A 23,689-nucleotide genomic window follows, 5' to 3' on the forward strand; every position below is an offset into this window, starting at 1 on the left:
TGCTTCCCGGTCACTCCGAGGCTTCCTTCCCGTCACGGCCCCCGCCCTCATCCGTACGGCTGCCGAGGGGGACCTCGGCCGTCAGACGGAACGTACCCCTCTGGCTCTCCTCCGCCACACGCAGTGTGCCGCCCACACCGGCGAGGCGTTCACGCAGGCCGGCGAGGCCGGAACCGGAAGGCCCGCCCGAGGGCTCACGAACGCCGTCGTTCTCCATGACGAGGAGCGCCTTCCCGCCCGGGTCGTCCGTGCCCACCCACACGGTGCACCAGGTGGCGTCCGCGTGCCGCAGCACGTTCGTCGCGCCTTCGCGCACGACCCATCCGAGCGCCGCCTGCACCGGTCCCGGCAGCCGCTCCTGGCTCTGCGGGGCCTCCTCCGCACGGCAGTCGACCCCCGCCGCACGCAGGATGCCGCGTGCGCCCGCGAGTTCGGTGGACAGGTCCGCGTCGCGGTAACCCCGCACGACAGCCCGCACCTCCGACTGGGAGTCGCGGGCGATCCGCTGCACCTCCGTCATCTGCTCGACGGAGTCGTCCGCGGCGGAGCCGCGGCGCACGAGTTGGACGGCGAGTTCGCTCTTGAGCGCGATCGCCGAGAGGTTCCGGCCCATCACGTCGTGCAGGTCCCGGCTGAAGCGGAGGCGCTCCTCCGCGACGGCCAGCCGTGCCTGTACGCCTCGCGCCTCTTCCAGCTCCCGGATGACGGCGATGTACCAGGCGGAGGAGCGGCCGGTGAAGACGGAGACGAGCCCTCCCAGCCCCAACAGGAGCGCCGCCACCGGTGCGTTCGGCCACGGCATCCCGGCTGAGGTCAGGGCCGTCGCGGCGATGACGACGAAGGCGACGAGGGCCAGCGCCGCGGTCCGCCGTGGCACCGTCACGCCGAATGTCACGGCGAACGGTGCCACGGCTCCGTACAGCGCCACACCGACGGTCACACCCCCTTCGACCGCGTCGAGCGCGACCAGAGTCACCGTCAGCGCGGACATGGCCACCACAAGGGCGCCAGGCAGAGCGAGCCGCGCCCAGGAGATCGTGCCGTTGCCCAGATAACTGTCGAAGGCCTGGCGCAGCAGCCCTGTGCAGAGAAGGCACTGCGCCAGGCCCAGTCCGAAGACGCACCAGGCCAGGGCGCCCGGCAGAGCGCCCGGCCCGGTGCTCGAGAGGAGCTGTGCGACGAAGCTGATCAGGATCGCCCACGCGTATCCGACGAGCATCCAGCGTGTCGAAGCCTCGACCTGCTCGTGGCTGCTGCGCTCCTGCCACCGCCGGTACCCGGGGGAAACCAACCAGCCGATCACGTGCTCGCGCTCCTCACCGGCGCCCCCGGCCCGTCTATCGCCGCGGCTCCCAGCGGAACCAGCGGTTGACACCCAATCCTGCAAGGACGATCCACACCAGGGCGACGCCCAGGGCCTTGAGCGTATCCGTCCCGGACAGCGTGCCGACCCAGCCGCCGCGCACCAGCTCCATCAGCGGCGACACCGGAAGCAGGGAGCAGGCGAAGGCCAGCTTGTCCGGCATCACGTCCAGCGGAACCACGATGCCGGAGCCCACGAAGGAGATCGCCATGAACGGGAAGGAGGTGATCTGCGACGCCTCGGTCGTGCGCGTGAAGGCAGCGGAGAGGGCGGCCAACAGCACCATCATCACCAGGCCCAGCAGCAGTCCCGCGGCCACCAGTTCGGGCCGCTCGGGCGGGGCGAGTTCGAGCAGCAGCGCACCGCCTCCGAGCAGCAGCACGCACTGCCCGAGTGCGAGCACCACGGACGGCAGCGACCCTCCGGCGAGGATCTCGTTGTCGCTGGCCTCACCTGTACGCAGCCGCTTGAGGACCAGCTCCTCGCGGCGTGTGACGTAGATGCCCGTCATGTTGGCGTAGACAGCGAAGACCAGCACGTAGCCGATCGAGCCCGGCACCAGCACCGTGCCCATGGACAGGCCGGTGCCCTTGAGGTCCATGCCGGCGGCGGTCTGCCGCATGAGGACCGTCAGCAGGGCCGGAGTGGCGAGCGCCACGAACAGCGCCGCCTTGTTCCGCATCAGCAACGTCAGCTCGGCACGGCCGAGTGCGCGCAGGCGGCGTCCCCTCGCTGAGGAGCTCACCTTGCCCGGCGCCTTCACCGTGGCCGCATCGGTCGTGGTCATACGCGCTCCACCTCCTTCTCGCCCGCGGTGTCCTGGCCCTTGTCCTGCGGCAGGGCGCCTGGTTCGTCCTCGTCGTCCTCGGGTGACTGCGCGATCTCCAGGAACACCTCTTCGAGGGTGGCCGTACGCGCGTGCAGACCTTGGAGTTCCACGTCCGACTGCCGGGCCCACAGCAGCAGATCCGTGAGCGCGCTCTGCAGCTGCGGCGTCCGGATCTCCACGCGCTGTCCCTGCAGAGTCGCGGCCGGCAGGGACACCGGCAGAGCGTCCGGCGTCATCCCGTCCGGAAGCGTGAAGCGGATGTTGGAGGGCCGTTCGGCGACGACCTGCTCGGGCGTGCCCGCGGAGACGATGCGTCCGGAACGCATGATGGCAAGCCGGTCGGCGAGCGCCTCGGCCTCCTCCAGATAGTGCGTGGTCAGCAGGACGGTCGTTCCCGCCGTCCGCAGCTGACGCACCAACTCCCAGGTGTCCCGGCGGCCTTCGGGGTCCATGCCGGTGGTCGGCTCGTCCAGGAACAGCACCTCGGGACGGCCGATGAGCGCCATGGCCAGGTCCAGCCGCCTGCGCTCACCGCCTGACAGCTGCTTCACGCGTACGCCCGCACGCCGGCCCGACAGCCCCACTTGCGCCAGGACGTCCTCGACGGGACGCGCGTCGCTGGTGCAGCCCGCCCACATCCGTACGGTCTCGGTGACCGTCAGCTCGGAGGGGAAACCGCCCTCCTGCAGCATCACGCCCGTGCGCGGCCGCACCGCTTTGCGCTCGGAGTACGGGTCGAAGCCGAGGACGCGGATCACTCCCGCGCTCGGCCTTGCAAGCCCTTCCAGCAGCTCGACCGTGGAGGTCTTGCCCGCCCCGTTCGTCCCCAGCAGCGCGAAGATCTCGCCTTCCCGGACGGAGAAGGAGACACCGCGCACGGCTTCGAAACCCTTTGAGTATCGCCGTTTGAGTCCTTCGACCTCGATCGCATCCATGGCCTCATCCTTCCTCGCGAGAGGAGGCGTGAGGCGTGCCCGCTGTCATGGGTGCGGATGACGAACGTCATCTGCAGACGGTGCGGATCCGCACAAAGGCCGAAGTGCTGAAGGCAACTGAAGGCAGCTGAAGACGACTGAAGACGAGTGAGGACAAGGCGAAGGCAGAGGAAGGAGTCCGGGAAGAAGAATAGGCCCCGGTCGAGGACCGGGGCCTATTCATTGCGGAGCGGACGACGAGGTTCGAACTCGCGACCTCAACCTTGGCAAGGTTGCGCTCTACCAGCTGAGCTACGTCCGCATGCTTCCACCCGGCTTTCACTGGGCGGCGCGACCCTCACTGTACCTGATCGTTTCCGACGGAGGTCCGGTGAAGGAGAGAGCGGGTGACAGGGATCGCACACTGCGCCTCCCCCTTGGAAAGGGGGCGCTCTACTACTGAGCTACACCCGCGCGGTCCGTAAGGTTTCCCTTGCGGCGACTGGCCAGACTCTAGCGGATCAACCGGGGTGTGTGGCAAGTCCGGCCGCCCGGCCCGTCGTACGGGCCGGGCCGAGGGGTCACCGGGACGCGTTGAAGGCGTCGTAGATCTTCTTCGGGATGCGGCCGCGGGCGGGTACTTCGAAGCCGTTCGACTCGGCCCAGGCGCGCACCGCGCGGGGGTCGGGGTCCACCGAGGTGCGGTGGTAGGTCTTGCCCGACTTCGCCCGCTTGCGGCCGGCTTCGACAAAGCGGGCGAGGTCCTCCCGCAGCTTCTTGGCGTTGTCGAGGTTGAGGTCGACCTCGTACGACTTCCCGTCGAGCCCGAAGGAGACCGTTTCCGATGCTTCTCCGCCGTCGAGGTCGTCGGAGATTGTCACCACTACGCGTTGCGCCACGGATATCGGACCTTCCATCAGGATCACGAAATGGATCACTCGACTTCTCCGCGGCGGCTTGTGAAGGCCTGGAGGAGGACGTAAGTGGTCCGGAGGATTGGGGTGGGTGTCTCTTTATCTTTATGTACAGCGACAAGCTTTGCAATGTGAAGCGAGAGTATTTCGAATCGCGTGTCAGACCGCAATCGCGACCATACTTTTTTCACTGCATTTTTCCCAGAGCTGCGGCTGATCCCCCGATCGCCGATGATCTGCGGAAAGCAGCGGGCCGCTGATATCCACGCGCGTAGATTCTCCGGGCCGGTACGCTTGCGAACGCGTCGCTGCATCCCGGGCGGCCCGTTCCCCAAGCGGGGCGACCGCAGGCCGGACAGCACGCGCCAGTGCACGAGCACCACCACCATCACCGGGAGTACCTGTGGCTCGCGTCGTAGTCGACGTCATGCTGAAGCCGGAGATCCTCGACCCGCAGGGACAGGCGGTGCAGCGCGCACTTCCACGTCTCGGCTTCGAGGGCGTCGACGGCGTACGCCAGGGCAAGCGCTTCGAACTGGAGGTGGCGGAGCCCGTCACCGACGACGCGCTCGCCCGTATCCACGATCTGGCGGAGACGTTCCTGGCGAACACCGTGATCGAGAACTTCACCGTCCGCGTCGAGGACGCCGAGTCCGCACAGGGAGCTCCCGCGTGACGGGCTCCGCTTCCGGGCTCGGCCGCATCGGTGTCGTCACCTTTCCCGGTTCGCTCGACGACGGAGACGCACAGCGCGCCGTCCGGCTCGCCGGCGGTGAACCCGTCGCCCTCTGGCACCGCGACAAGAATCTGCACCAGGTGGACGCAGTCGTCCTCCCGGGAGGCTTCTCCTACGGCGACTACCTGCGCTGCGGCGCCATCGCACGCTTCTCCCCGGTCATGGAGCCGCTGTTGGAGCAGGCGCGCGCAGGCATGCCGGTGCTGGGCATCTGCAACGGCTTCCAGGTGCTGTGCGAGTCGCATCTGCTGCCGGGCGCGCTGACCCGCAACGACCATCTGCACTTCGTCTGCCGTGACCAGAAGCTGCGCGTGGAGCGTACGGACACCGCCTGGACGTCCGACTACACGCACGGCCAGGAGATCACCGTCCCGCTGAAGAACGGCGAGGGCGGCTACGTCGCCGACGAGCACACCCTGGACGCCCTGGAGGCCGAGGGCCGCGTCGTCTTCCGTTACGTCGGCGGCAACCCCAACGGCTCCCGCCGGGACATCGCCGGCATCACCAACGAGGCCGGGAACGTGGTCGGCCTCATGCCGCACCCCGAGCACGCCGTCGAGACCCTGACAGGGCCGACGACCGACGGGCTGGGCTTCTTCACCTCGGCACTCAAGAGGCTGGTCACCGCATGACGCCGTCCCCTCCCCCCTCGCAGTCCGCACAGCGCGCGGCTCTCGACACCGTCAAGCACGCGACGGACACCCCCGCGACCACTCAGCCGTGGGCCGAACTCGGCCTCAAGGAGGACGAGTACACGCGCATCCGCGAGATTCTCGGCCGCCGTCCCACCGGTGCCGAACTCGCCATGTACTCGGTGATGTGGTCGGAGCACTGCTCGTACAAGAGCAGCAAGGTGCACCTGAAGCAGTTCGGCGAGAAGGCTCCCGAGACCGACGCCCTGCTGGTCGGCATCGGTGAGAACGCCGGCGTCGTCGACATCGGCCAGAACTACGCCGTCACCTTCAAGGTGGAGTCGCACAACCACCCCAGCTACATCGAGCCCTACCAGGGCGCGGCCACCGGCATCGGCGGCATCGTGCGCGACATCCTCGCGATGGGCGCCCGCCCCGTCGCCGTGATGGACCCGCTGCGCTTCGGCGCGGCCGACCACCCCGACACCAAGCGGGTGCTGCCCGGAGTCGTCGCGGGCATCGGCGGCTACGGGAACTGCCTGGGCCTGCCGAACATCGGCGGCGAAGCCGTCTTCGACGACTGCTATCAGGGGAATCCCCTGGTCAACGCCTTGTGCGTCGGTGTCATGAAGCACGAGGACATCCACCTCGCGCAGGCCTCGGGCACCGGCAACAAGGTCATCCTTTACGGGGCGCGCACCGGCGGCGACGGCATCGGCGGCGTCTCCGTGCTCGCGTCGGAGACCTTCGACGCCACCGGCCCAGCCAAGCGTCCCGCGGTCCAGGTCGGCGACCCCTTCCAGGAGAAGCTGCTCATCGAGTGCACCCTGGAGATCTTCCGGGAGAGGCTGGTCGCGGGCATCCAGGACCTGGGCGGAGCGGGGCTGTCCTGCGCCACCTCCGAGCTGGCCAGCGCCGGCAGCGGCGGCATGCGCGTCGAGTTGGACACCGTGCCGCTGCGCGACTCCTCGCTCTCCCCCGAGGAGATCCTCATGAGCGAGTCGCAGGAGCGGATGTGCGCCGTCGTCGAACCCGACAAGGTCGCGCGCTTCCTGGAGATCTGCGAGAAGTGGGACGTCATCGCCACCGTCATCGGTGAGGTGACCGAGGGCGAACGGCTGGAGATCTACTGGCACGGCGAGCAGATCGTCGACGTGCCGCCGCGAACCGTCGCGCACGAGGGTCCGGTCTACCGGCGTCCGTACGAGCGTCCGTCCTGGCAGGACTCGCTCCAGGCCGACGACGCCGCCGCGCTGCCGCGTCCCGGCACCGGCGACGAACTGCGCGCCGCCGCCCTCGCGCTGATCTCCTCCCCGAACCAGGCCGCAAAGTCCTGGATCACCGACCAGTACGACCGCTACGTCCTCGGTAACACCGTGCTGGCCCAGCCCGAGGACGGCGGCATGATCCGCGTCGACGCCACCACGGGCCTCGGGGTCGCCGTCTCCACCGACGGCAACGGCCGGTACGCCAAGCTCGACCCGTACGCCGGTGCGCAGCTGGCGCTGGCCGAGTCCTACCGCAACGTCGCGGCCACGGGCGCCCGGCCGCTCGCCGTGACCGACTGCCTCAACTTCGGCTCCCCCGAAGACCCGGACGCCATGTGGCAGTTCGCCGAGGCGTGCCGCGGACTCGCCGACGCCTGCCTCGAGTTGGGCACCCCGGTGACGGGCGGCAACGTCTCCCTCTACAACCAGACGGGCGACGCCGCGATCCACCCCACCCCGGTGGTCGGCGTGCTCGGCGTCATCGACGACGTGAGCCGCCGTACGCCCATCGCCTTCGCCGACGAGGGCAGCCTGCTCTACCTGCTGGGGGACACGCGGGAGGAGCTGGGGGGCTCCGCCTGGTCGCAGGTCGCACACGGTCACCTGGGCGGGCTCCCGCCGGCCGTCGACCTCGAGCGGGAGCGGCTGCTGGCGGACATCCTGATCGCCGCCTCCCGCGACGGCATGGTGGACGCCGCGCACGACCTGAGCGACGGCGGTCTCCTCCAGGCCCTCACCGAGTCCTGCCTCAAGGGCGGCAAGGGCGCACGCGTGGTCGTACCGGACGGGTTGTCGCCGTTCGTGTTCCTCTTCTCCGAGTCGCAGGGGCGCGCGCTGGTCGCCGTCCCGCGCAGCGAGGAGGTCCGCTTCAACGACATGTGCTCGGCGCGCGGACTGCCGGCCGCGCGCGTGGGCGTCGTGGACGGGGACGCGATCGAGGTGCAGGGCTCGTTCAGCATCCCGCTGGACGAGGTCCGGGCCGCGCACGAGGCGACGCTGCCGGAGATCTTCGGCCGGTGACCCGCGGGGTCTTCATGTGACCGCGGGCCGTATCCGTGTGCTGTCGCCCGCCGCATCCGTGACGGGCGGCAGCACGAAGGTCCAGCCGGTGTCGAGCAGTTCGGGCAGGTAGGTGCTCAGCGCGTCCGTCGTCTGCGCGTTGACGGATCCTCCGTCGTGGGAGAGGACGATCGAACCGGGGACGACGTTGTCCATGACCGTCGAGACGATCTTCCCTACGCCCGGCTGCTCCCAGTCGCACGTGTCGACCGACCAGCCAAGAGGGCTCATGCCGAGGCCCGCCGATATCGCGAGCGTCTCCTCGTTCCATTCGCCGTACGGCGCACGGGAGAGGGCGGGACCGGAGCCCACGGTGTCGCTGATGACCTCGCTGGTGCGGGTCAGCTGCCTTCGCGCTTCGCGGGTGCTCACCTTCGTCAGGAGGGGGTGGCTCCACGAGTGGTTCGCTATTCGGTGGCCTCCCTCGGCGATCGCGTAGACCAGCTCGGGGTAGGCGGCCGCGTTCTCACCGAGGACGCAGAACGTGGCGGGGACCCGGTACCGGCGGAGTATCTCCAGTATTCGGGGCGTGTGGACGGGGTCGGGGCCGTCGTCGAAGGTCAGAGCTATCTGACGGCCCTCGGCGGAGTCCAGCGTGTACGAGACGGTGGTGCTCGCGCCCGTACGGGCGGGCGTCATGCCTGCTTCCGGACGGAGCCGGTACCGCTGCGGGTCCGGCATCGGGTGGAGGCGGGGGCCTCCGGGGCGGCCGGATCCCCGCCCGACGGCACTCGCCGTGCCGGTGGCGCAGGCGCCGGTGAGGAGCAGGCCGCCCAGGAATATGCGTCGTGTGGTGCGCGAGGGGCGTGAGCTTGAGGTCATGTAGACGTACTGCCGTGCCTGAGCGTAATCACACATGAACCGGCAGTGACTTCACCCGTTTGCCTTCGCCTGTCTACACGACCGGCGGGGGCCGGACTGCTATCGGGCCGGCGCCGCTCAGCTCTCCGGCTCCAGCCGGATCACGCTCCACGAGACGGGCGGCAGCACTGCCTCCAGCTCGTCCTCGCCGGTCACCCTGGTGTCCGGCACGGGGCGCGGGGTGACCCGGTCCGGCTGTGCCTCGGTGTTGGCGGCGTCGGGGTCGGAGTCGGCGATCACGAGGTGCTCGACGACGCGGTAGCGCGAACCGAAGCCGCGCAGCGCCGCCCGCAGGCCCAGGTTCTCCTGCTGGTCCCGGTTGACCGCCAGCACGGTCAGCGCGCCCGTCTCCTCGTCGAGGGTGGTGGCCGTGTCGAGCGCCTGCACCGGACCGTGGCGACGGGTCTCCACGACCGGCCCCGACACCTCGGTGCGCAGCACGGTGCCCCTCGCATACCGGGCCGTCAGCGCGAAGGGGTGGAACGTCGTCTGCCGCCAGGAGGGGCCGCCCGGCTCCGCCCGGATCGGGCCGATGACGTTGACCAGCTGTGCGAGGCAGGCGATCGCCACGCGGTCCGCGTGCCTCAGCAGCGTCATCAGCAGGGAGCCGACGACGGCCGCGTCCGTGACGCTGTAGGTGTCCTCGATCAGCCGCGGGGTCTCCTCCAGCGGCAGGGCCCGCTCGCCGGGGAAGCGTGACTGGTACCAGACGTTCCACTCGTCGAAGGACAGCAGCATCCGCTTGCGCGAGCGCCGAACGGCCCGCACGTGGTCGGCGGTGGCCACGACGTTCGCGATGTAGGCGTCCATGCGGGCGCCGCTGGCGAGGAAGCTGGCGCGGTCGCCGTCCTTCTCCTCGTAGTAGGCGTGCAGGGAGAGGTAGTCGACCTCGTCGTAGGTCTGGTGCAGGACCTCGCGCTCCCACTCGCCGAACGTCGCCATTTCAGCGTTGGAACTGCCGCACGCCACCAGCTCGATGGACGGGTCGACCTGGCGCATCGCCTTGCCCGCCTGCGCCGCGAGCTGCCCGTACTGCGTGGCCGTGGTGTGGCCCGTCTGCCAGGGGCCGTCCATCTCGTTGCCCAGGCACCACAGCCGTACGCCGTGGGGGTCGCGCGTGCCGTTCTTGATCCGGAGGTCCGACCAGGCGGTACCGCCTGGAACGTTGCAGTACTCGACGAGGGCGCGTGCGGCGTCGATGCCGCGGGTGCCGAGGTTGACGGCCATCATCGGCTCGAGGTCCTGCCGCCGTGCCCAGCCGAGGAACTCGTCCGTGCCGACCTGGTTCGTCTCGATGCTGCGCCAGGCCAGGTCGATACGCCGGGGGCGGTCCTCGGCCGGGCCGATGCCGTCCTCCCAGTGGTAGCCGGAGACGAAGTTGCCGCCCGGGTAACGGACCAGGCCCGTGCCCAGCTCGCGTACGAGTCCGGCCACGTCGCTGCGGAAGCCGTGCTCGTCGGCCTCCGCGTGGGCCGGCTCGTGGATGCCCGTGTAGACGCAGCGGCCCATGTGCTCGACGAACGTCCCGTACAGACGCGGATCCACGGTGCCGAGGGTGAAGTCGGGGTCGATGGTCAGACGGGCGGTGCCGGCGGGCTGTTCGGTCATACGGCGGGTGCCTCTCTTGGTGCTCGTCGTGCGGCTGTCGGGTTCATGCCCGCGTTCGCTGGACGGACGCGGTCACTGGCACGGTCGTGCGGCTGTCACTTCAGGCCGGTGCCGGCGATGCCTTCGACGATCCGGCGCTGGAAGAAGAGGAAGACGGTGAGAAGCGGGAGGGCGCCCAGCACCGCCGACGCCATCAGCTGTGCCTGAGGCAGTCCGAAGGCGTCCTGCACGGAGTTGAGGCCGACGGGCAGCGTCATCATCTGCGGGTCCGTGACGGCCAGCAGCGGCCAGAGGAAGTTGTTCCAGGACCACACGAAGACGAAGATCGTCACGGCGGAGATGGCGGGCCGGGACAGCGGCATCACGATCTGCCAGTAGATCCGCAGCCAGCTCGCGCCGTCCGCCCTCGCCGCGTCAGTCAGCTCGACGGGGATGCCGTCGAAGAACTGCTTGAAGACGAAGACCGAGACGACGTTGGGCACCTGCGGCAGGATCACGGCCCAGTACGTGTTGAGCATCCCGGTGGCCTGCAGCGTCAGGAACTGCGGGATCATCAGCAGCTGCGGGGGGATCATGACCCCGGCCAGGATGACCAGGAACACCGGCCGCCGGAAGCTGAACTTCAGCCGGGACAGCGCGAAGGCCGCCAGGGACGTCGTGCACACCGCGAGCAGCGTCGTCAGCGACGAGGTGATGAGGCTGTTCACGTACCAGTACTGGATCCGGCCGGCCGAGAGGATCTCCTGGTACGAGGAGAGCGTCGGGTTGTCCGAGACCCACGAGGTCGGGTTCGTGGCGATGTCGTTGGGCGGCCGCAGGGACGTGGCCGTGGCCCACGCGATCGGGACCAGCCACAACAGGGCCAGAGCGATGAGCACGCCGAGCACGACCCTGTTGAACAGCCGGTCGGAATCGGTGTGGCGGCGGGGCGGGGAGGTCGCGGCCTCCGTGGTGCGTGGTGCCGCCGGGGTGAGGGTGGCCATCGTGCTCAGCCCTCCTTCTCGGTGCGCCGGATCAGGGCGAACCAGACGAGCGAGATCAGCAGGATGATGACGAAGAGAAGCAGCGCGACGGTCGAGGCGTAGCCGGCACGGCCGTCCGTGAAGCCGGTCTGGAAGATGTACAGCAGTGATGGCCGGGTGGCGTCGTCGGGGCCGCCGTTCGTCATCATGTAGATCTGGTCGAAGACCTTGAGCGACGCGACGAGTTGGAGCACCGCCACCAGTGTGGTCGCACGCCCCAGCATCGGGATGACGACCAGCCGGAGCCGCTGCCAGGGTCCTGCTCCGTCGATCGCGGCGGCCTCGTGCACGTCGCGCGGGATCTCCTGCAGCGCGGCCAGGTAGATGACGAAGTTGAAGCCGACCGTCCACCAGACCGTCGCGGCGGCGATCGAGATCATCGCCCAGTTCGGGCTGCCCAGCCAGGAGGGCGCGGCGTCCACGCCGAACCACGTGACCACGCCCTGTGCCAGTCCGATCTGGTCCGCGTAGATCCACATGAAGAGGAGCGAGATCACCGAGGACGGCAGCATGAACGGGGCGAAGAAGGCCAGCCGGAAGAACCACTTGCCGCGCGAGAAGCGGTCCGTCATGAGGGCCAGCGTCAGCGACAGCAGGATCAGCGGCACCGTCGTCAGCACGGTGAACCAGAGGGTGTGGCCGAGGCTGGACCAGAACTCCGGAGAGCCGAGCGCCTCCGCGTAGTTCGCCGTGCCGACCCATTCGCCCGGACCACTCTTGACGAGGCTGTCGTTGAAGAAGCCAGCGACCGCCGTGTAGAGGAGCGGGCCCAGCAGGAAGAGCACGTAGAAGATGCCGAAGGGGAGCAGCATCCCGGACGCCGTCCAGCGTTGGCCCCCGGTCGTACGCACGCCGGTCGCGGTGCTCATATGGGTGCCTCCATCCCTGCCAGGTCCTTCAGCGCCGCGTGCATGCGTGCCGCGCCCGCGCCGGGGCGGGTGTGGCCACCCACGACGGAGGAGACGACGTCGCTGAAACGCCGGTAGAGGTTGCTGTCCGCGCCGGAGTACCAGGCGGCCGGGTCGTACGCCGCGCCGTCCGCCGCTTCCGCGTAGTGCGCCTGCGGTTCCAGATGGTGATAGGCGCTCGAGCGTGCGGTGGCCTGCCAGGCGGGGATGTGGCCGCCCTTGGCCCAGTCGAGGCTGGCGTCGAGCATGGAGCGTGCGAACTCCAGTGCTTTGTCGGCCCGTTGGGCTTTCTCGGACGGTGCCTTCGGAAGGATGAAGGCGTGCGAGTCCGCGGCGCACGCGTACGGCGCGTCGCGGAAGATCCGGGGGAAGGTCCGCATGTCGAACTTGTCCTTCACCGCTCCCTGCACGGCGAGCAACTGCCATTCGCCGTCCATCAGGAAGCCGGCCTTGCCGGCAGTCAGCAGTGTGATCGCGCCGCCGTCGCCGTCGGCGCCGGGCGGGATGAGCTTCTGGTCCGCCATGCGCCGGATGTAGGCGAGCGCCTCCTCCGCCGCGGCGCGGTCCATGACCACCTTCCGGCCGCCGTCGGTGACGAGGTCCGCGCCGAGTTGCCGGTAGAGGGACCAGAAGAAGCGCCAGCACGTCGCGGGGTCCTTGACGGTGGCGATGGAGGCCCCCCACAGGCCGGTGACCTCCTTCACGGCCCGCATCGCGTCCAGGAACTTGTCGGGCCCGTCGACGTCCGTCAACTGGCCCTTGTCGTCCAGCAGTCCGGCCTTCTTCGCGATGTCGGTGCGGTAGTAGAGCACGAAGGGGTGGGTGTCCAGGGGGAGCGCGTAGAGCTTGCCCGCGTGGTGGGCCGACCGGAAGGCGCTCTTGGCGAACCGGCCGGCGGTCAGGCCGTGCTGGTCCAGCTCGGAGGGGGATATCTCCCGCAGCAGCCCGGACGCCGCCAGCGTGGGAAGCCGCGACACGTGGGTGATCGCCACCTGCGGCGGGCGTTGGCCGAGCGTCGCGAGGGTGAGCTTCGTGTAATACGGGGAGCCCCACACCAGCGTGGTCGACTTCAGGTCGGTGCCCGGGTTCCGCTTCCGGTACCCGCTTTGCATCCCGACCAGCTGTGCGCCGTCGCCGCCGGTGAAGGGATGCCAGAAATTGAGAAGTGAGGACGGGCCCGCAGACCCGGTGAATGCCTGTCCGACTGCGGTGCTGCAGCCGCTCAGAGCCCCGGCGGCGGCCAGTGATCCGGCGGCGCCGAGAAACCTCCTCCTGCCTTGCATGCGTACCACGCCCGTCCAACGTTGGAATCCACAGGAGCGACTGGAAGAAAGCTGCCCGGCCGAGCCCGCCCAACCGGTGTTCCAACGTTGTACTCAGGGCGTAATCTGGCGTCAACACATCGGACGGATCTTTCTGTCCGCGGTACGGCGCGGGGTGGAGCAGTTCGAGCCGTACGGACCGGGAACGAAGGGCGACGCAGGACAGCGGTGCGGCCCGAGGGGAGCGGGGATGACGGGGACGAGACTCAAGGACGTCGCCGAGCGCGCGGGCGTCTCCATCAAGACGGTCTCCAACGTCGTACGGGGCAACGTCCGGGTCGCCGATGCCACCCGGCAGCGCGTCCTCAGCGCCATCGCCGAGCTTGACTACCGGCCCAACGCCTCGGCCCGCCACTTGCGTACCGGCCGGAGCGGAGTCATCGCCCTTGCCGTCCCCGAACTCGTCCAGCCCTACTTCGCCGAGCTGGCCACCGCAGTGATCAACGCGGCCCGCAAGTACGACGTGTCCGTTCTCATCGAGGACACCGGCGGCGACCCCGCAGCGGAACTGCGCGTCGCCTGCGGGCTCTCGGACCCCCTGATCGACGGCGTGCTGCTCTCCCCGCAGCGTCTCGACCAGGCCACTCTCGCCCGCCGGGAGCGCCGCGTCCCCCTGGTCCTGCTCGGCGAGCGTGACTACGAAGTGGCCGCCGATCACGTGCTGATAGACAACGTCCTGGCCGCCCAGGAGGCCACGGCTCATCTGATCGCGGGCGGGCGCCGCCGCATCGCCGCCGTCGGCTTCCAGGCCGACCCGCTCTACAGCACCTCCCAACAGCGGGCCCGCGGGTACATCAAGGCGCTGGAGTCTGCCGGCCTGCCCCACGAACCCGAACTGACCCCGCTCGTACCCGCCTTCACCCGCACCGACGGGATGCGGGCCATGCGCAGTCTGCTGGCGCTGCGGGAGCCGCCCGACGCGGTCTTCTGCTTCTCCGACCTGCTCGCCTCCGGAGTCGTCCGCGCCGCGCACGACGCGGGCCGCACGGTCCCGGGCGACGTCGCCGTGATCGGTTTCGACGACGTCGAGGAGACGCGATTCAGCGTCCCCTCCCTCAGCAGCGTCGCCCCCGACAAGGCGCAGCTCGCCCGGCTCGCGGTGGAGGCCCTGCTCGCCCGCATCGAGGGTGACCCCGAGGCGCCGCATACGACGTTGCACGCGGACCACCGCCTGGTCGCCAGGGAGAGCACCGGCTGACGTACCCGGCGTGCAGCGAGACGGAGCGGCTCCCGCGCTTCAGAGGCGCCGGGCCTCAACGGCGCGACTTGTGCTGTTCGGTCTGTGCGGGCCCGTGTGCCCCACGCACTCAGCACTTCGGACGGTCCACCACATCCCAAGAGGACCGGGACACCCTCTAATCTCATGACCATGCCGCCCGCGAAACGCAGCAGCCCACCGTCCAAGCGCAGCTACGACCCTGCGAGGGTCCGGCAGGCACTCATCGGCCAGGTCGAAGCCGTCACGGCTTCCGCCCACGAACTCACCGCCGAACAGCGCGCCCTGCCCTCCGGGCTGCCCGGCTGGGACGTACATCACCTCCTCGTCCACATCGCCCTCCAGATCGACGCCGTGCCGCGCTGTCTCGCCGGCCCCGAGTCCAAGGCCAGGACGCCCGAACTCGACCTGCCGCGCTGGGTGCTCTCCACGCCGAAGGCCGCCGACGACCTGGACAGGGAGACCCGAGCGGAGGCGGAGCGCACTGCGGACGGCGCCGCCCGCATCGATGAGGCCGTCGCGCAGCTCGAACCGGTGCTGGAGTCGGCCGTACGAGGCGATCTGATCGTCCCGCACGGCTTCGGCGCGATGCGGATGCTCGACTTCACCGTGACCAGGCTCGTCGAACTGGTCGTGCACAGTGACGACTTGGCCCGCGCCACCGGCGTAACCGCCAACCTCGACCGTCTGGCTCTCGCCGCGACTGTGCGATTGCTCACGGACACCCTGGCCGTGAAGGCGCCCGGAGCGTCGGTCGAGGTGCGCGTGCCGCCTTTCGCCGTCGTGCAGTGCGTGGAGGGCCCGCGGCACACGCGAGGCACCCCGCCGAACGTCGTCGAGACGGATCCGCTCACCTGGGTCCGGCTTGCCGCCGGCAGGCTCGCCTGGACCGATGCCCGTGAGGCCGGCGCCGTCTCCGCGAGCGGTGAACGAGCCGATCTGGACGCCCAGTTGCCCCTTCTCGGCTGACTCCGCCGCCCCTCAGCCGGGCCCCGAAAGGCTCGTAACCACAGGTAGCGGAGGTGTCACCCGATTCGCTGAGCATGTCCCCGATTCGGAGCAACGCGGCACCTGTCCTAGACTCGACGACGTGCCACGTGGTGACGGACGACTCAGCCACGACCTGCTCCCCGCTGAGAAGGGCCCCCAGGACGCTTGCGGCGTCTTCGGAGTCTGGGCCCCTGGGGAAGAGGTCGCGAAGCTCGCATATTTCGGTCTGTACGCGCTGCAGCACCGCGGTCAGGAGTCCGCGGGCATAGCTGTGAGCAACGGTTCCCAGATTCTGGTCTTCAAGGACATGGGCCTGGTCTCCCAGGTCTTCGACGAGACCTCCCTCGGCTCTCTCCGCGGCCATATCGCCGTCGGTCACGCCCGTTACTCGACGACGGGCGCGTCCGTGTGGGAGAACGCCCAGCCGACCTTCCGTGCCACCGGGCACGGTTCGATCGCGCTCGGGCACAACGGCAACCTGGTCAACACCGTGGAGCTCGCGGAGATGGTCGCCGAGCAGTCGACGGAGAGGCCCGGCGGCCGTGCGACCCGCGTCGCGGCCACCAACGACACCGACCTGGTCACCGCCCTGCTGGCGGGCCAGACCGGTGAGGACGGCACTCCGCTGACCGTCGAGCAGGCCGCCCCCCTCGTGCTGCCGCGTGTGAAGGGCGCCTTCTCGTTCGTCTTCATGGACGAGCACACGCTCTACGCCGCCCGTGACGCCCAGGGCGTGCGTCCGCTCGTGCTGGGCCGCCTCGAGCGCGGCTGGGTCGTGGCCAGCGAGACCTCTGCCCTGGACATCGTCGGCGCGAGCTTCATCCGCGAGATCGAACCGGGTGAGATGGTCGCCATCGACGAGGACGGGCTCCGCTCGAGCCGTTTCGCGGAAGCAAAGCCCAAGGGCTGTGTCTTCGAGTACGTCTATCTCGCCCGCCCCGACACCGACATCGCCGGGCGCAACGTCTATCTCTCCCGCGTCGAGATGGGCCGCAAGCTCGCCGCCGAGGCTCCGGCCGAGGCCGACCTGGTCATAGCCACTCCCGAGTCCGGCACCCCCGCGGCGATCGGATACGCGGAGGCCAGCGGCATCCCCTACGGCAGCGGCCTGGTGAAGAACAGCTACGTCGGCCGCACGTTCATCCAGCCGAGCCAGACCATCCGTCAGCTCGGCATCAGGCTCAAGCTGAATCCGCTGAAGGAAGTCATCAGCGGCAAGCGCCTCGTCGTCGTCGACGACTCGATCGTCCGGGGCAACACGCAACGCGCGCTGGTGCGGATGCTGCGCGAGGCCGGCGCGGCGGAGATCCACGTGAGGATCTCGTCCCCGCCCATCAAGTGGCCCTGTTACTTCGGCATCGACTTCGCCAACCGCGCCGAGCTGATCGCGAACGGCCTCACCGTCGAGGAGATCGGCAAGTCCCTCGGTGCGGACTCCCTGGCCTACATCTCCATCGACGGCATGACCGAGGCGACCACCATCGCCAAGCCGCAGCTGTGCCGAGCCTGCTTCGACGGCGAGTACCCGATGCCGCTGCCCGACCCGGAGCTGCTGGGCAAGCACCTCCGGGAGCCGGACGGCCGGCCGGAGGCGGAGCAGCCCGCCGTGCCGGACGTCGACGGCGTCGGGAGGCTCACCGCGGGCATCGGCGGATCCGACGCCCTGCGCCGCCCGTAGCCCGGACGGGGCTGCACGTTCGCTCACGCACGCCCATGACCACCGACGATCCGAGAGAGCTGACCGTCATGCCTGCTGAATCTTCCGGCGCGAGTTACGCGGCGGCCGGCGTGGACATCGAGGCGGGCGACCGCGCCGTCCAGCTGATGAAGGAGTGGGTGAAGAAGGCCCAGCGCCCCGAGTCCGTGGGTGCGCTCGGCGGCTTCGCCGGCCTCTTCGACGCCTCCGCTCTCAAGCGCTACGAGCGTCCGCTGCTGGCGTCGGCGACCGACGGCGTGGGCACGAAGGTGGCGATCGCGCAGCGCATGGACCAGCACGACAGCATCGGCCACGACCTCGTGGCGATGGTGGTCGACGACCTGGTCGTCTGCGGCGCGGAACCGCTCTTCATGACCGACTACATCTGCGTCGGCAGGGTTGTCCCCGAACGGGTGGCCCAGATCGTCAAGGGCATCGCCGAGGGCTGCGTGCTCGCGGGATGCGCGCTGGTCGGCGGAGAGACGGCGGAGCACCCGGGGCTGCTCGGGCCCGACGAGTACGACGTCGCCGGTGCCGGGACGGGCGTGGTCGAGGCCGACGCCGTGCTCGGTGCCGATCGCATCCGTACGGGGGACGCCGTGATCGCCATGGCCTCCTCCGGGCTTCACTCGAACGGGTACTCGCTGGTCCGGCATGTGCTCTTCGAGCGTGCGGGCTGGGCGCTGGAACGGCACGTACCGGAGTTCGGCCGCACCCTCGGCGAGGAGCTGCTGGAGCCCACGAAGATCTACTCCCTGGACTGCCTGGCCCTGGCCCGTACGAGCGAGGTGCACGCCTTCGCGCACATCACCGGCGGGGGGCTCGCCAGCAACCTGGCCCGCGTCCTGCCCGAGGAGCTCCACGCGAGGGTGGACCGCGGCACCTGGACGCCCGGTCCGGTCTTCGACCTGGTCGGCAAGGCGGGTGAGGTGGCACGCGGTGAGCTGGAGAGCACGCTCAACATGGGCGTCGGCATGATCGCGGTCGTCCCGCAGGAGTCGGTCGCCGCGTCCCTGTCGACGCTGGAGGAGCGTGGAGTCAGCGCCTGGGTGGCGGGGGAGATCACGGAGCGAGCAGGCGGCACCGAGGCGGTGACCCTCACCGGGGAACATCCGCGCTGATCGCCTCGGCCGTGCGGGCACGGGCACGCACGCCGTGCGGCACGACTCGCGCCCACACCCCCCGGAACAGCACAAGAACCCGGCCCGGCTTACGCCGGACCGGGCAGGGTTCTGTGGACTTCAGCCCCGGCGCCGTTGCGCCGAGGAATCGGAGGACTCGTCGTCCTCCTCGTCGTTGTAAACGTCCCCGTACTGTGCGTACGGGTCGTCCTCTTGCTCATCGTCCTCGAAGCGGTCGCCATTGTTCGGCGGCTCGTTCGACGTCGATGCGCCCAGCTCCTCAGCCAGGCGCGACAGATCTGTCCCGCCGCTGTTGTACTTCAGCTGGCGGGCGACCTTCGTCTGCTTGGCCTTGGCCCGGCCGCGCCCCATGGCTCGACCCCCTCAACGACGGGGCTCGACGGCCCCAGAGTCTTGACACGCGTTCACAATTCAGAGCGGACCCTCGAAGGAGAGACCGGCCCGTAGGGCTTCCACGGTACCTGCTTCCGCCGCCCTACGGTACGTCGCCCGCACGACACGAGCGCTCACCGACGTCTCCGCCGGTTCTCTCTTCGCTGGTCAGCTCTGATTTTACCGTGCGCCGAGTATCGACCCGCCGAGGGGTGGTGAGAACCCTCTCGCGGGAAGTGTTCAACCCACCTCGTGCCCCGGTTCGCCGCCCGCCATCCGCGATTCGGCGAGCCTGTCGGCCGCCGCGGCCGGAGGCACGCCGTCGATCCCGGCGCGGTCGAAGATCGAGAGGGTCGTGTCGAAGATCTTTGCTGCCTTTGCTTTGGCACGCGCGAAGTCGAAGCCCAGCAGCTCGTCCGCGACCTGGATGACCCCGCCCGCGTTCACGACGTAGTCCGGCGCGTAGAGGATGCCGCGGTCGGCGAGATCCTTCTCCACACCGGGATGCGCCAGCTGGTTGTTGGCCGCTCCGCACACGGCGCGTGCGGTCAGCGCGGGCACGGTGTCGTCGTCGAGCGCGCCGCCCAGGGCGCACGGGGCGTAGACGTCCAGCCCTTCCAGACGGACGAGGGCGGCGGTGTCGGCGGCGACCTGGACCTCCGGGTGCGTCGTGCGCACCTGCTCGACCGATTCCGCCCGCACGTCCGTCACGACGACCCTCGCGCCGTCCTCGAGCAGGTGCCGCACCAGATGACGGCCGACCTTGCCGACTCCGGCGATGCCCACCGTCCGGTCACGGAGGGTGGGGGCGCCCCACAGATGCTGGGCGCTGGCCCGCATGCCCTGGAAGACGCCGAAGGCGGTGAGTACGGAGGAGTCCCCGGCGCCGCCCTGCTCGGGGGAGCGTCCGGTCGTCCAGCGGCACTCACGCGCGACCACGTCCATGTCCTGCACGTACGTGCCCACGTCACACGCGGTGACGTAGCGGCCGCCCAGCGAGGCAACGAAGCGGCCGTAGGCGAGCAGCAGTTCCTCTGTCTTGATCTTCTCCGGGTCGCCGATGATCACCGCCTTGCCGCCACCGTGCGGGAGGCCGGCGAGAGCGTTCTTGTAGGACATGCCGCGAGCGAGGTTCAGCGCGTCGAGCAGCGCTGCCTCCTCGGGGTGCTCCTCGCCCGCGTAGGCGTGGAACCTTGTGCCGCCCAGGCCGGGGCCCAGGGCGGTGGAGTGGAGGGCGATGACTGCCTTGAGGCCGCTCGCGCGGTCCTGGCACAGCACGACTTGCTCGTGTCCGCCCTGCTCGGACCGGAACAGGGTCCGCAGAATCCCAGAGCCGCTCGCTCCGCCGGCGCTGATGGTGGGCGCGTGCTCGGAGGGCTGGGAGGGACGTACGTCAGCCACGGTGGTGACTCCTGGTGTCGCGGTTGTACGCCCTCTTTGCCGCCTTTCGCGCTTGTGGCGCGCAACGGCGGGGAGGGCCGGTTGACAGCAGGGTACGACCTGCGAGCGGCGGCATCGTTGCGGTGCCACGATCGGTGGTAGTCAACTGTCCTCGGGGCCCGCCCGAGAGGGGGCGGGCGCATCGGGATCTTGCCGGAACACTTGGAGGAAACGCGTGGCTCAGCAGGCGTCGGCCATCGTCCCGTACGCGGCGTATCTGCGGGTGTACGAGCCACTGGCCGCGTTTCCGGAACCGGAGCGCGCGCACTGGGTGCGGTACGCCAAGCGGGACCGTGTGCCCACCGCCCAGGACGAGTTGAAGCGTTCGCTTGCGGACCTGCTGCCCGTACCGCCCGTCGCCGTACCCGAGCAGGAGAGCGCAGACGCCTTCGTCGCGGAGGTCGACGGGGTGGTCTGCGTGTGCCCCTGGCGCACCCGGCTGCGGGGCTGGCAGGCGCTCGCGGCGCTGTCCCACGCGGCCGGTGACCAGGAGGTCGCGATGCCGCAGACGGTGCTGGACGCCGCTGTGCCGCCCGTGGTGCGAAGGCAGGCGGCGGCGGACTACGAGCGCTGGCTGACCCGCAACCCCGATGCCCGTCCGTGGATCCGTACGGCGCTGTGGCATGTGCCTGTGCGCTGGTTCGTTCTTTTTTCTTCGGAAGAGAAAGAGTTTGCGAAGCCCGGAACGGGTGAGGAGAGCGTTCAGCAGTTCGTCCTCCGCTATCGCACACCGATGGTCCAGGCGCGGCGCCGCCTCGCCCGTGGTCTGAAGGTGCTCCGCGAGGAGTTGGAGGAGGGGCCGCTCGTCGACGGACTGGTAGACGTGGGGCGGTGGTTGGAGGAATTCCATCCACGGTCGCTCGTCGAACTGGACTACGGCGGTCTTGCGCACGCGATCCCTGAGGAGCAGCTTGCCGACGACCACTCCGCGGCCGATGTCGCGGAAGGGATCGCGGCACTGCGCGAGGGGGACGGGGAGCGGGCCGGCGTCGCCTACGAGCGGCTGACGGACCGCTGGCGGGCTGTACGGGAACTGCAGTTCGCCAACTGACTACGCGGGTCGGCTCGCAGATTCACGGTGACTTCGTGAACTGAACGCGGGCGGGCGCCTACGGGGTTTGCAACACGTCACGGACCTCCAGGACCTTGGTCCCGAAAGGGGCCAAAGCCTCAAGCGTGACGGATAGCACTTTCCGGGGCCTTGCTCTCAGAGGTGTCCCTCGTGTCAAAATAGGACAAGGAGCCCGACGGGGGCTCCATCCATCCAACTATGGTCGGATAGATCGGTATTGCCTTGCTTGGTGGGTCTGGTGCCGCTTGGTCCTATCGTGACTGATCGTCACGGTGGAGTGACTGTCCGCTATGGGACGGTCCATCGGGCTTCCGCCGAAGTTGAACCCTCAGAGGGCAATTCCATCGGTTTGGCCGACGTGGCTGGACAGATGGTGTAGTTGTAGTGCCGAGGACAAGCCGTTCGTCCTATAACCGACTCGGCTCGCGTACGTCCATATCGGGCAACGCGGGCCAAGGTGCAGAATTTAAGGAAAGAACCGTATGGTTCGGTTCCTCGAGGAGGCCGCTCATGACCGCTCGCACCCCTGATGCCGAGCCGCTGTTGACCCCGGCGGAGGTTGCCACGATGTTCCGCGTGGACCCGAAGACGGTCACACGCTGGGCAAAGGCAGGCAAACTCACGTCGATTCGCACGCTCGGTGGTCACCGCCGCTACCGCGAGGCGGAGGTGCGCGCCTTGCTGGCGGGCATCCCGCAGCAGCGCAGTGAGGTTTGATCAGGCGAAATAACTCCATATCCGGGCGCATTCGGGGCCCACACCCCGGATCGGTGCCCGCGACACAACACGTCAGGTCGCTGTCCCCAACGGCGCTTGATCGTTGATCGCGCTGGACTCCGCCGGGTCCGGCGCGATCTTTTTTGTGCTTCGCTGACCTGGTGGAGTTCCGTGCCGGATGCCCGGGATCGCGCGTCCCGGAGGCCGGCCGGGGCTTCACCGGGGGCTCGATCAGTCCTGGCGCAAGGGGAGTTGGGGAGAGTGCCGGAGGCCTTGGGTGTGTGCCGCAGAGGCCCGGTGGGGCAGGGTGCAATTGCACATATTAAATTGACGGGTGGTGAGAAGCCCGTAAGTTCCGCCACATCCCGAGCGGAAGCGGTGACTCCCGTCACATCCCTCACCACTTGTGGCCCTTGACTACTCTGAGGTAGTGGAGGTCACCGCACAGGCCGACCTGGGCTCGGATCGGGCGGTCACACAACTGCCTTATCCGGAACCGGCGTTGACTACTTGGAAGCAGACGGCCGACCGCCCTCGCCGCGCTCATCCGGGGCGGGTTCCATCGCGAGGCGCAACAGACGGTGACAGATGGGGCAGTGGCGCGTCACGTGCCGGTAGCGAGTGGCGGCCGCAAGGTGCGCGCGAAGCAGCGCCTTGGTCTCGTGCCGTCGAGGCCCCTGCGGAGTAGTCCCCACGATCGCCCCACCTCCCTCCAAGAGGGGTACCGGTGCGGCGTTGGAGCGTCAAGGGAGTGACCTACCGGCGCACGAAGCACGAGAGGCGCTATGCGGGCGCCTTGGGCGGCGTCGCCTTGAGTTCGTGGAAGCCGGGCGTCCCCGCGACGAGCAGGACGCCGTCCCACAGCCGTCCCGCGGCCTCCCCGGTGGGCACTTGGGAGATGACGGGACCGAAGAAGACCGTCCTGCGCTCCCGGTTCCCCTCGCTTCCCTCGACGGCGATCACCGGTGTGCCGACGTCCTTCCCGATGAGGTCCATGGCCTCCCTGTGGGAGGCGCGCACGGCCTCGTCGTGGTCCGTATTCATGCCGGCGTCCGAGAGCGACTTCGGCAATCCGGCGCTCTCCAGCGCGTTCTGAAGGTCGTTGAGCCACTTCTCCTCGGGGGAACCCTCGGACTCGTTCGTCCACAGGGCTGTGTAGAACTTCGCGAGCGCCTCCTGCCCGTACTGCTGCAGCACGGCGGCACAGATCCGCACGGGGACCCACAGGTAGCCCTCCGGGTCGTTCTCCGGGTCCTCGTCCCGGCCTTCGTTGAGCACGGAGAGGCTCATCAGGTGCCAGCGCACCTCGAGGGAACGCGCCGCGGCGGCCTCCAGAAGCCAGCGCGAGGTCAGCCAGGTGAAGGGGCAGGAGGGGTCGAACCAGAAGTCGGCGGTGCGTGCTTGCGAGGACTGAGTCACTGCTTGCTCCGAGTCGCGGGGATGCTTCGGCACGCTCAAGGTGACACAAGGGACCGGCAACGAGAACAACCCGCCCCCGCATGGCGGGGACGGGTTGTTCCTTCTCTTGCGGTCCTGACGGGATTTGAACCCGCGGCCTCCACCTTGACAGGGTGGCGAGCACTCCAAACTGCTCCACAGGACCTTGCG

The 23,689-nt window shown here is 69.2% G+C and carries 22 protein-coding genes and 3 tRNA genes; 9 read left to right on the forward strand and 16 right to left on the reverse strand.

The genetic code is table 11. The features are described 5' to 3' along the window. Window positions 1–10: 10 nt before the first annotated feature. The 6 genes from H5J26_RS03815 to H5J26_RS03840 form a co-directional block, all read right to left on the reverse strand. Entirely contained in the window at window positions 11–1,303 is a 1,293-nt protein-coding gene (locus H5J26_RS03815) for a sensor histidine kinase (protein ID WP_309237764.1), read from the reverse strand. Window positions 1,304–1,337: 34 nt separating this feature from the next. Beyond that, on the reverse strand, window positions 1,338–2,150 hold the full coding sequence (locus H5J26_RS03820) for an ABC transporter permease (RefSeq protein WP_181764240.1): 813 nt from the start codon (window positions 2,148–2,150) through the stop codon (window positions 1,338–1,340). Then, the gene (locus H5J26_RS03825; RefSeq protein ID WP_181764241.1) at window positions 2,147–3,127 is read right to left on the reverse strand and encodes an ABC transporter ATP-binding protein; all 981 of its coding nucleotides are present in this window, start codon (window positions 3,125–3,127) and stop codon (window positions 2,147–2,149) included. The genes H5J26_RS03820 and H5J26_RS03825 overlap by 4 nt, the downstream gene beginning before the upstream one ends. A gap of 228 nt (window positions 3,128–3,355) precedes the next feature. Then, window positions 3,356–3,428 (reverse strand) — tRNA-Gly (locus tag H5J26_RS03830). 80 nt (window positions 3,429–3,508) lie between these two features. Beyond that, window positions 3,509–3,580: transfer RNA gene (locus H5J26_RS03835), tRNA-Gly, on the reverse strand. Window positions 3,581–3,687: 107 nt separating this feature from the next. Next, the gene (locus H5J26_RS03840) at window positions 3,688–4,005 is read right to left on the reverse strand and encodes a histone-like nucleoid-structuring protein Lsr2 (protein ID WP_181764242.1); all 318 of its coding nucleotides are present in this window, start codon (window positions 4,003–4,005) and stop codon (window positions 3,688–3,690) included. 418 nt (window positions 4,006–4,423) lie between these two features. On the opposite strand from H5J26_RS03840, the gene purS reads away from it, so the two are divergent. From purS to purL, 3 genes are read left to right on the forward strand one after another with little or no spacing between them, the layout of a single operon-like run. After that, window positions 4,424–4,696 carry a phosphoribosylformylglycinamidine synthase subunit PurS gene (gene purS, locus H5J26_RS03845; RefSeq protein ID WP_181764243.1) on the forward strand — a complete coding sequence of 91 codons (273 nt, stop codon included), beginning with the start codon at window positions 4,424–4,426 and terminating at the stop codon, window positions 4,694–4,696. Then, the gene (gene purQ, locus H5J26_RS03850) at window positions 4,693–5,388 is read left to right on the forward strand and encodes a phosphoribosylformylglycinamidine synthase subunit PurQ (RefSeq protein ID WP_181764244.1); all 696 of its coding nucleotides are present in this window, start codon (window positions 4,693–4,695) and stop codon (window positions 5,386–5,388) included. The genes purS and purQ overlap by 4 nt, the downstream gene beginning before the upstream one ends. After that, window positions 5,385–7,676: a phosphoribosylformylglycinamidine synthase subunit PurL gene (gene purL, locus H5J26_RS03855; RefSeq protein WP_181764245.1), complete on the forward strand. Its 2,292-nt coding sequence runs from the start codon at window positions 5,385–5,387 to the stop codon at window positions 7,674–7,676. Before purQ ends, purL begins: the two co-directional genes overlap by 4 nt. A 12-nt stretch (window positions 7,677–7,688) precedes the next feature. Here purL and H5J26_RS03860 read toward each other — a convergent pair whose 3' ends face one another. From H5J26_RS03860 to H5J26_RS03880, 5 genes are all read right to left on the reverse strand, one after another. Further along, window positions 7,689–8,573, reverse strand: coding sequence for a polysaccharide deacetylase family protein (locus H5J26_RS03860; protein ID WP_181764246.1), 885 nt, complete (start codon window positions 8,571–8,573; stop codon window positions 7,689–7,691). A gap of 81 nt (window positions 8,574–8,654) precedes the next feature. Further along, on the reverse strand, window positions 8,655–10,184 hold the full coding sequence (locus tag H5J26_RS03865) for an alpha-N-arabinofuranosidase (protein ID WP_181764247.1): 1,530 nt from the start codon (window positions 10,182–10,184) through the stop codon (window positions 8,655–8,657). 95 nt (window positions 10,185–10,279) lie between these two features. Then, window positions 10,280–11,167: a carbohydrate ABC transporter permease gene (locus tag H5J26_RS03870; protein WP_181764248.1), complete on the reverse strand. Its 888-nt coding sequence runs from the start codon at window positions 11,165–11,167 to the stop codon at window positions 10,280–10,282. Between the two features lie 5 nt (window positions 11,168–11,172). Then, window positions 11,173–12,075, reverse strand: a complete 903-nt coding sequence (locus tag H5J26_RS03875) for a carbohydrate ABC transporter permease (RefSeq protein ID WP_181764249.1) — start codon at window positions 12,073–12,075, stop codon at window positions 11,173–11,175. Next, on the reverse strand, window positions 12,072–13,397 hold the full coding sequence (locus H5J26_RS03880; RefSeq protein ID WP_328514946.1) for an extracellular solute-binding protein: 1,326 nt from the start codon (window positions 13,395–13,397) through the stop codon (window positions 12,072–12,074). Before H5J26_RS03880 ends, H5J26_RS03875 begins: the two co-directional genes overlap by 4 nt. A gap of 229 nt (window positions 13,398–13,626) precedes the next feature. Here H5J26_RS03880 and H5J26_RS03885 point away from each other — a divergent pair, with 229 nt between their 5' ends. From H5J26_RS03885 to purM, 4 genes are all read left to right on the forward strand, one after another. Then, window positions 13,627–14,634 (forward strand): LacI family DNA-binding transcriptional regulator, encoded by a 1,008-nt coding sequence (locus H5J26_RS03885; RefSeq protein ID WP_181764251.1) that lies wholly within the window; start codon window positions 13,627–13,629, stop codon window positions 14,632–14,634. Window positions 14,635–14,805: 171 nt separating this feature from the next. After that, a complete protein-coding gene (locus tag H5J26_RS03890; protein WP_181764252.1) occupies window positions 14,806–15,621 on the forward strand; it encodes a maleylpyruvate isomerase family mycothiol-dependent enzyme in 816 nt (271 codons plus the stop codon). A gap of 121 nt (window positions 15,622–15,742) precedes the next feature. Beyond that, the gene (gene purF / locus H5J26_RS03895) at window positions 15,743–17,320 is read left to right on the forward strand and encodes an amidophosphoribosyltransferase (protein WP_181764253.1); all 1,578 of its coding nucleotides are present in this window, start codon (window positions 15,743–15,745) and stop codon (window positions 17,318–17,320) included. Window positions 17,321–17,388: 68 nt separating this feature from the next. Beyond that, a complete protein-coding gene (gene purM, locus H5J26_RS03900; protein ID WP_181764254.1) occupies window positions 17,389–18,459 on the forward strand; it encodes a phosphoribosylformylglycinamidine cyclo-ligase in 1,071 nt (356 codons plus the stop codon). Window positions 18,460–18,579: 120 nt separating this feature from the next. Here the strand turns inward: purM and H5J26_RS03905 are convergent, their stop codons facing one another. Both H5J26_RS03905 and H5J26_RS03910 read right to left on the reverse strand, forming a co-directional pair. Next, on the reverse strand, window positions 18,580–18,831 hold the full coding sequence (locus tag H5J26_RS03905) for a DUF3073 domain-containing protein (RefSeq protein ID WP_181764255.1): 252 nt from the start codon (window positions 18,829–18,831) through the stop codon (window positions 18,580–18,582). Between the two features lie 261 nt (window positions 18,832–19,092). Further along, on the reverse strand, window positions 19,093–20,253 hold the full coding sequence (locus tag H5J26_RS03910) for a Leu/Phe/Val dehydrogenase (protein ID WP_419183750.1): 1,161 nt from the start codon (window positions 20,251–20,253) through the stop codon (window positions 19,093–19,095). A 214-nt stretch (window positions 20,254–20,467) separates the two neighbouring features. On the opposite strand from H5J26_RS03910, the gene H5J26_RS03915 reads away from it, so the two are divergent. Together H5J26_RS03915 and bldC are read left to right on the forward strand one after the other, a co-directional pair. After that, complete coding sequence (locus H5J26_RS03915; protein WP_181764256.1) at window positions 20,468–21,343, forward strand: hypothetical protein; 876 nt, start codon at window positions 20,468–20,470, stop codon at window positions 21,341–21,343. Between the two features lie 531 nt (window positions 21,344–21,874). Next, entirely contained in the window at window positions 21,875–22,081 is a 207-nt protein-coding gene (gene bldC, locus H5J26_RS03920; protein WP_027749187.1) for a developmental transcriptional regulator BldC, read from the forward strand. A 506-nt stretch (window positions 22,082–22,587) separates the two neighbouring features. On the opposite strand, the gene H5J26_RS31235 is transcribed toward bldC, so the two are convergent. From H5J26_RS31235 to H5J26_RS03930, 3 genes are all read right to left on the reverse strand, one after another. After that, window positions 22,588–22,776 (reverse strand): DUF6274 family protein, encoded by a 189-nt coding sequence (locus H5J26_RS31235; protein WP_309237765.1) that lies wholly within the window; start codon window positions 22,774–22,776, stop codon window positions 22,588–22,590. Window positions 22,777–22,864: 88 nt separating this feature from the next. Further along, window positions 22,865–23,500, reverse strand: a complete 636-nt coding sequence (locus H5J26_RS03925; protein WP_181764257.1) for a DsbA family protein — start codon at window positions 23,498–23,500, stop codon at window positions 22,865–22,867. 109 nt (window positions 23,501–23,609) lie between these two features. Continuing rightward, window positions 23,610–23,684, reverse strand: a tRNA-Asp gene (locus tag H5J26_RS03930). Window positions 23,685–23,689 lie beyond the last annotated feature (5 nt).

It is taken from the genome of Streptomyces albidus (ex Kaewkla and Franco 2022) (assembly GCF_013870515.1).
GTDB classification, from domain to species: Bacteria; Actinomycetota; Actinomycetes; order Streptomycetales; family Streptomycetaceae; genus Streptomyces; species Streptomyces albidus.

Coding starts and splice junctions, on each gene's coding strand:
- H5J26_RS03885 (WP_181764251.1), top strand. CDS start 13,627: ATGACGGGGACGAGACTCAAGGACGTCGCCGAGCGCGCGGGCGTCTCC.
- bldC (WP_027749187.1), top strand. CDS start 21,875: ATGACCGCTCGCACCCCTGATGCCGAGCCGCTGTTGACCCCGGCGGAG.
- H5J26_RS03890 (WP_181764252.1), top strand. CDS start 14,806: ATGCCGCCCGCGAAACGCAGCAGCCCACCGTCCAAGCGCAGCTACGAC.
- H5J26_RS03905 (WP_181764255.1), bottom strand. CDS start 18,831: ATGGGGCGCGGCCGGGCCAAGGCCAAGCAGACGAAGGTCGCCCGCCAG.
- purL (WP_181764245.1), top strand. CDS start 5,385: ATGACGCCGTCCCCTCCCCCCTCGCAGTCCGCACAGCGCGCGGCTCTC.
- H5J26_RS03870 (WP_181764248.1), bottom strand. CDS start 11,167: ATGGCCACCCTCACCCCGGCGGCACCACGCACCACGGAGGCCGCGACC.
- H5J26_RS03865 (WP_181764247.1), bottom strand. CDS start 10,184: ATGACCGAACAGCCCGCCGGCACCGCCCGTCTGACCATCGACCCCGAC.
- H5J26_RS03880 (WP_328514946.1), bottom strand. CDS start 13,397: ATGCAAGGCAGGAGGAGGTTTCTCGGCGCCGCCGGATCACTGGCCGCC.
- H5J26_RS03825 (WP_181764241.1), bottom strand. CDS start 3,127: ATGGATGCGATCGAGGTCGAAGGACTCAAACGGCGATACTCAAAGGGT.
- H5J26_RS03875 (WP_181764249.1), bottom strand. CDS start 12,075: ATGAGCACCGCGACCGGCGTGCGTACGACCGGGGGCCAACGCTGGACG.
- purM (WP_181764254.1), top strand. CDS start 17,389: ATGCCTGCTGAATCTTCCGGCGCGAGTTACGCGGCGGCCGGCGTGGAC.
- H5J26_RS03860 (WP_181764246.1), bottom strand. CDS start 8,573: ATGTGTGATTACGCTCAGGCACGGCAGTACGTCTACATGACCTCAAGC.
- H5J26_RS03820 (WP_181764240.1), bottom strand. CDS start 2,150: ATGACCACGACCGATGCGGCCACGGTGAAGGCGCCGGGCAAGGTGAGC.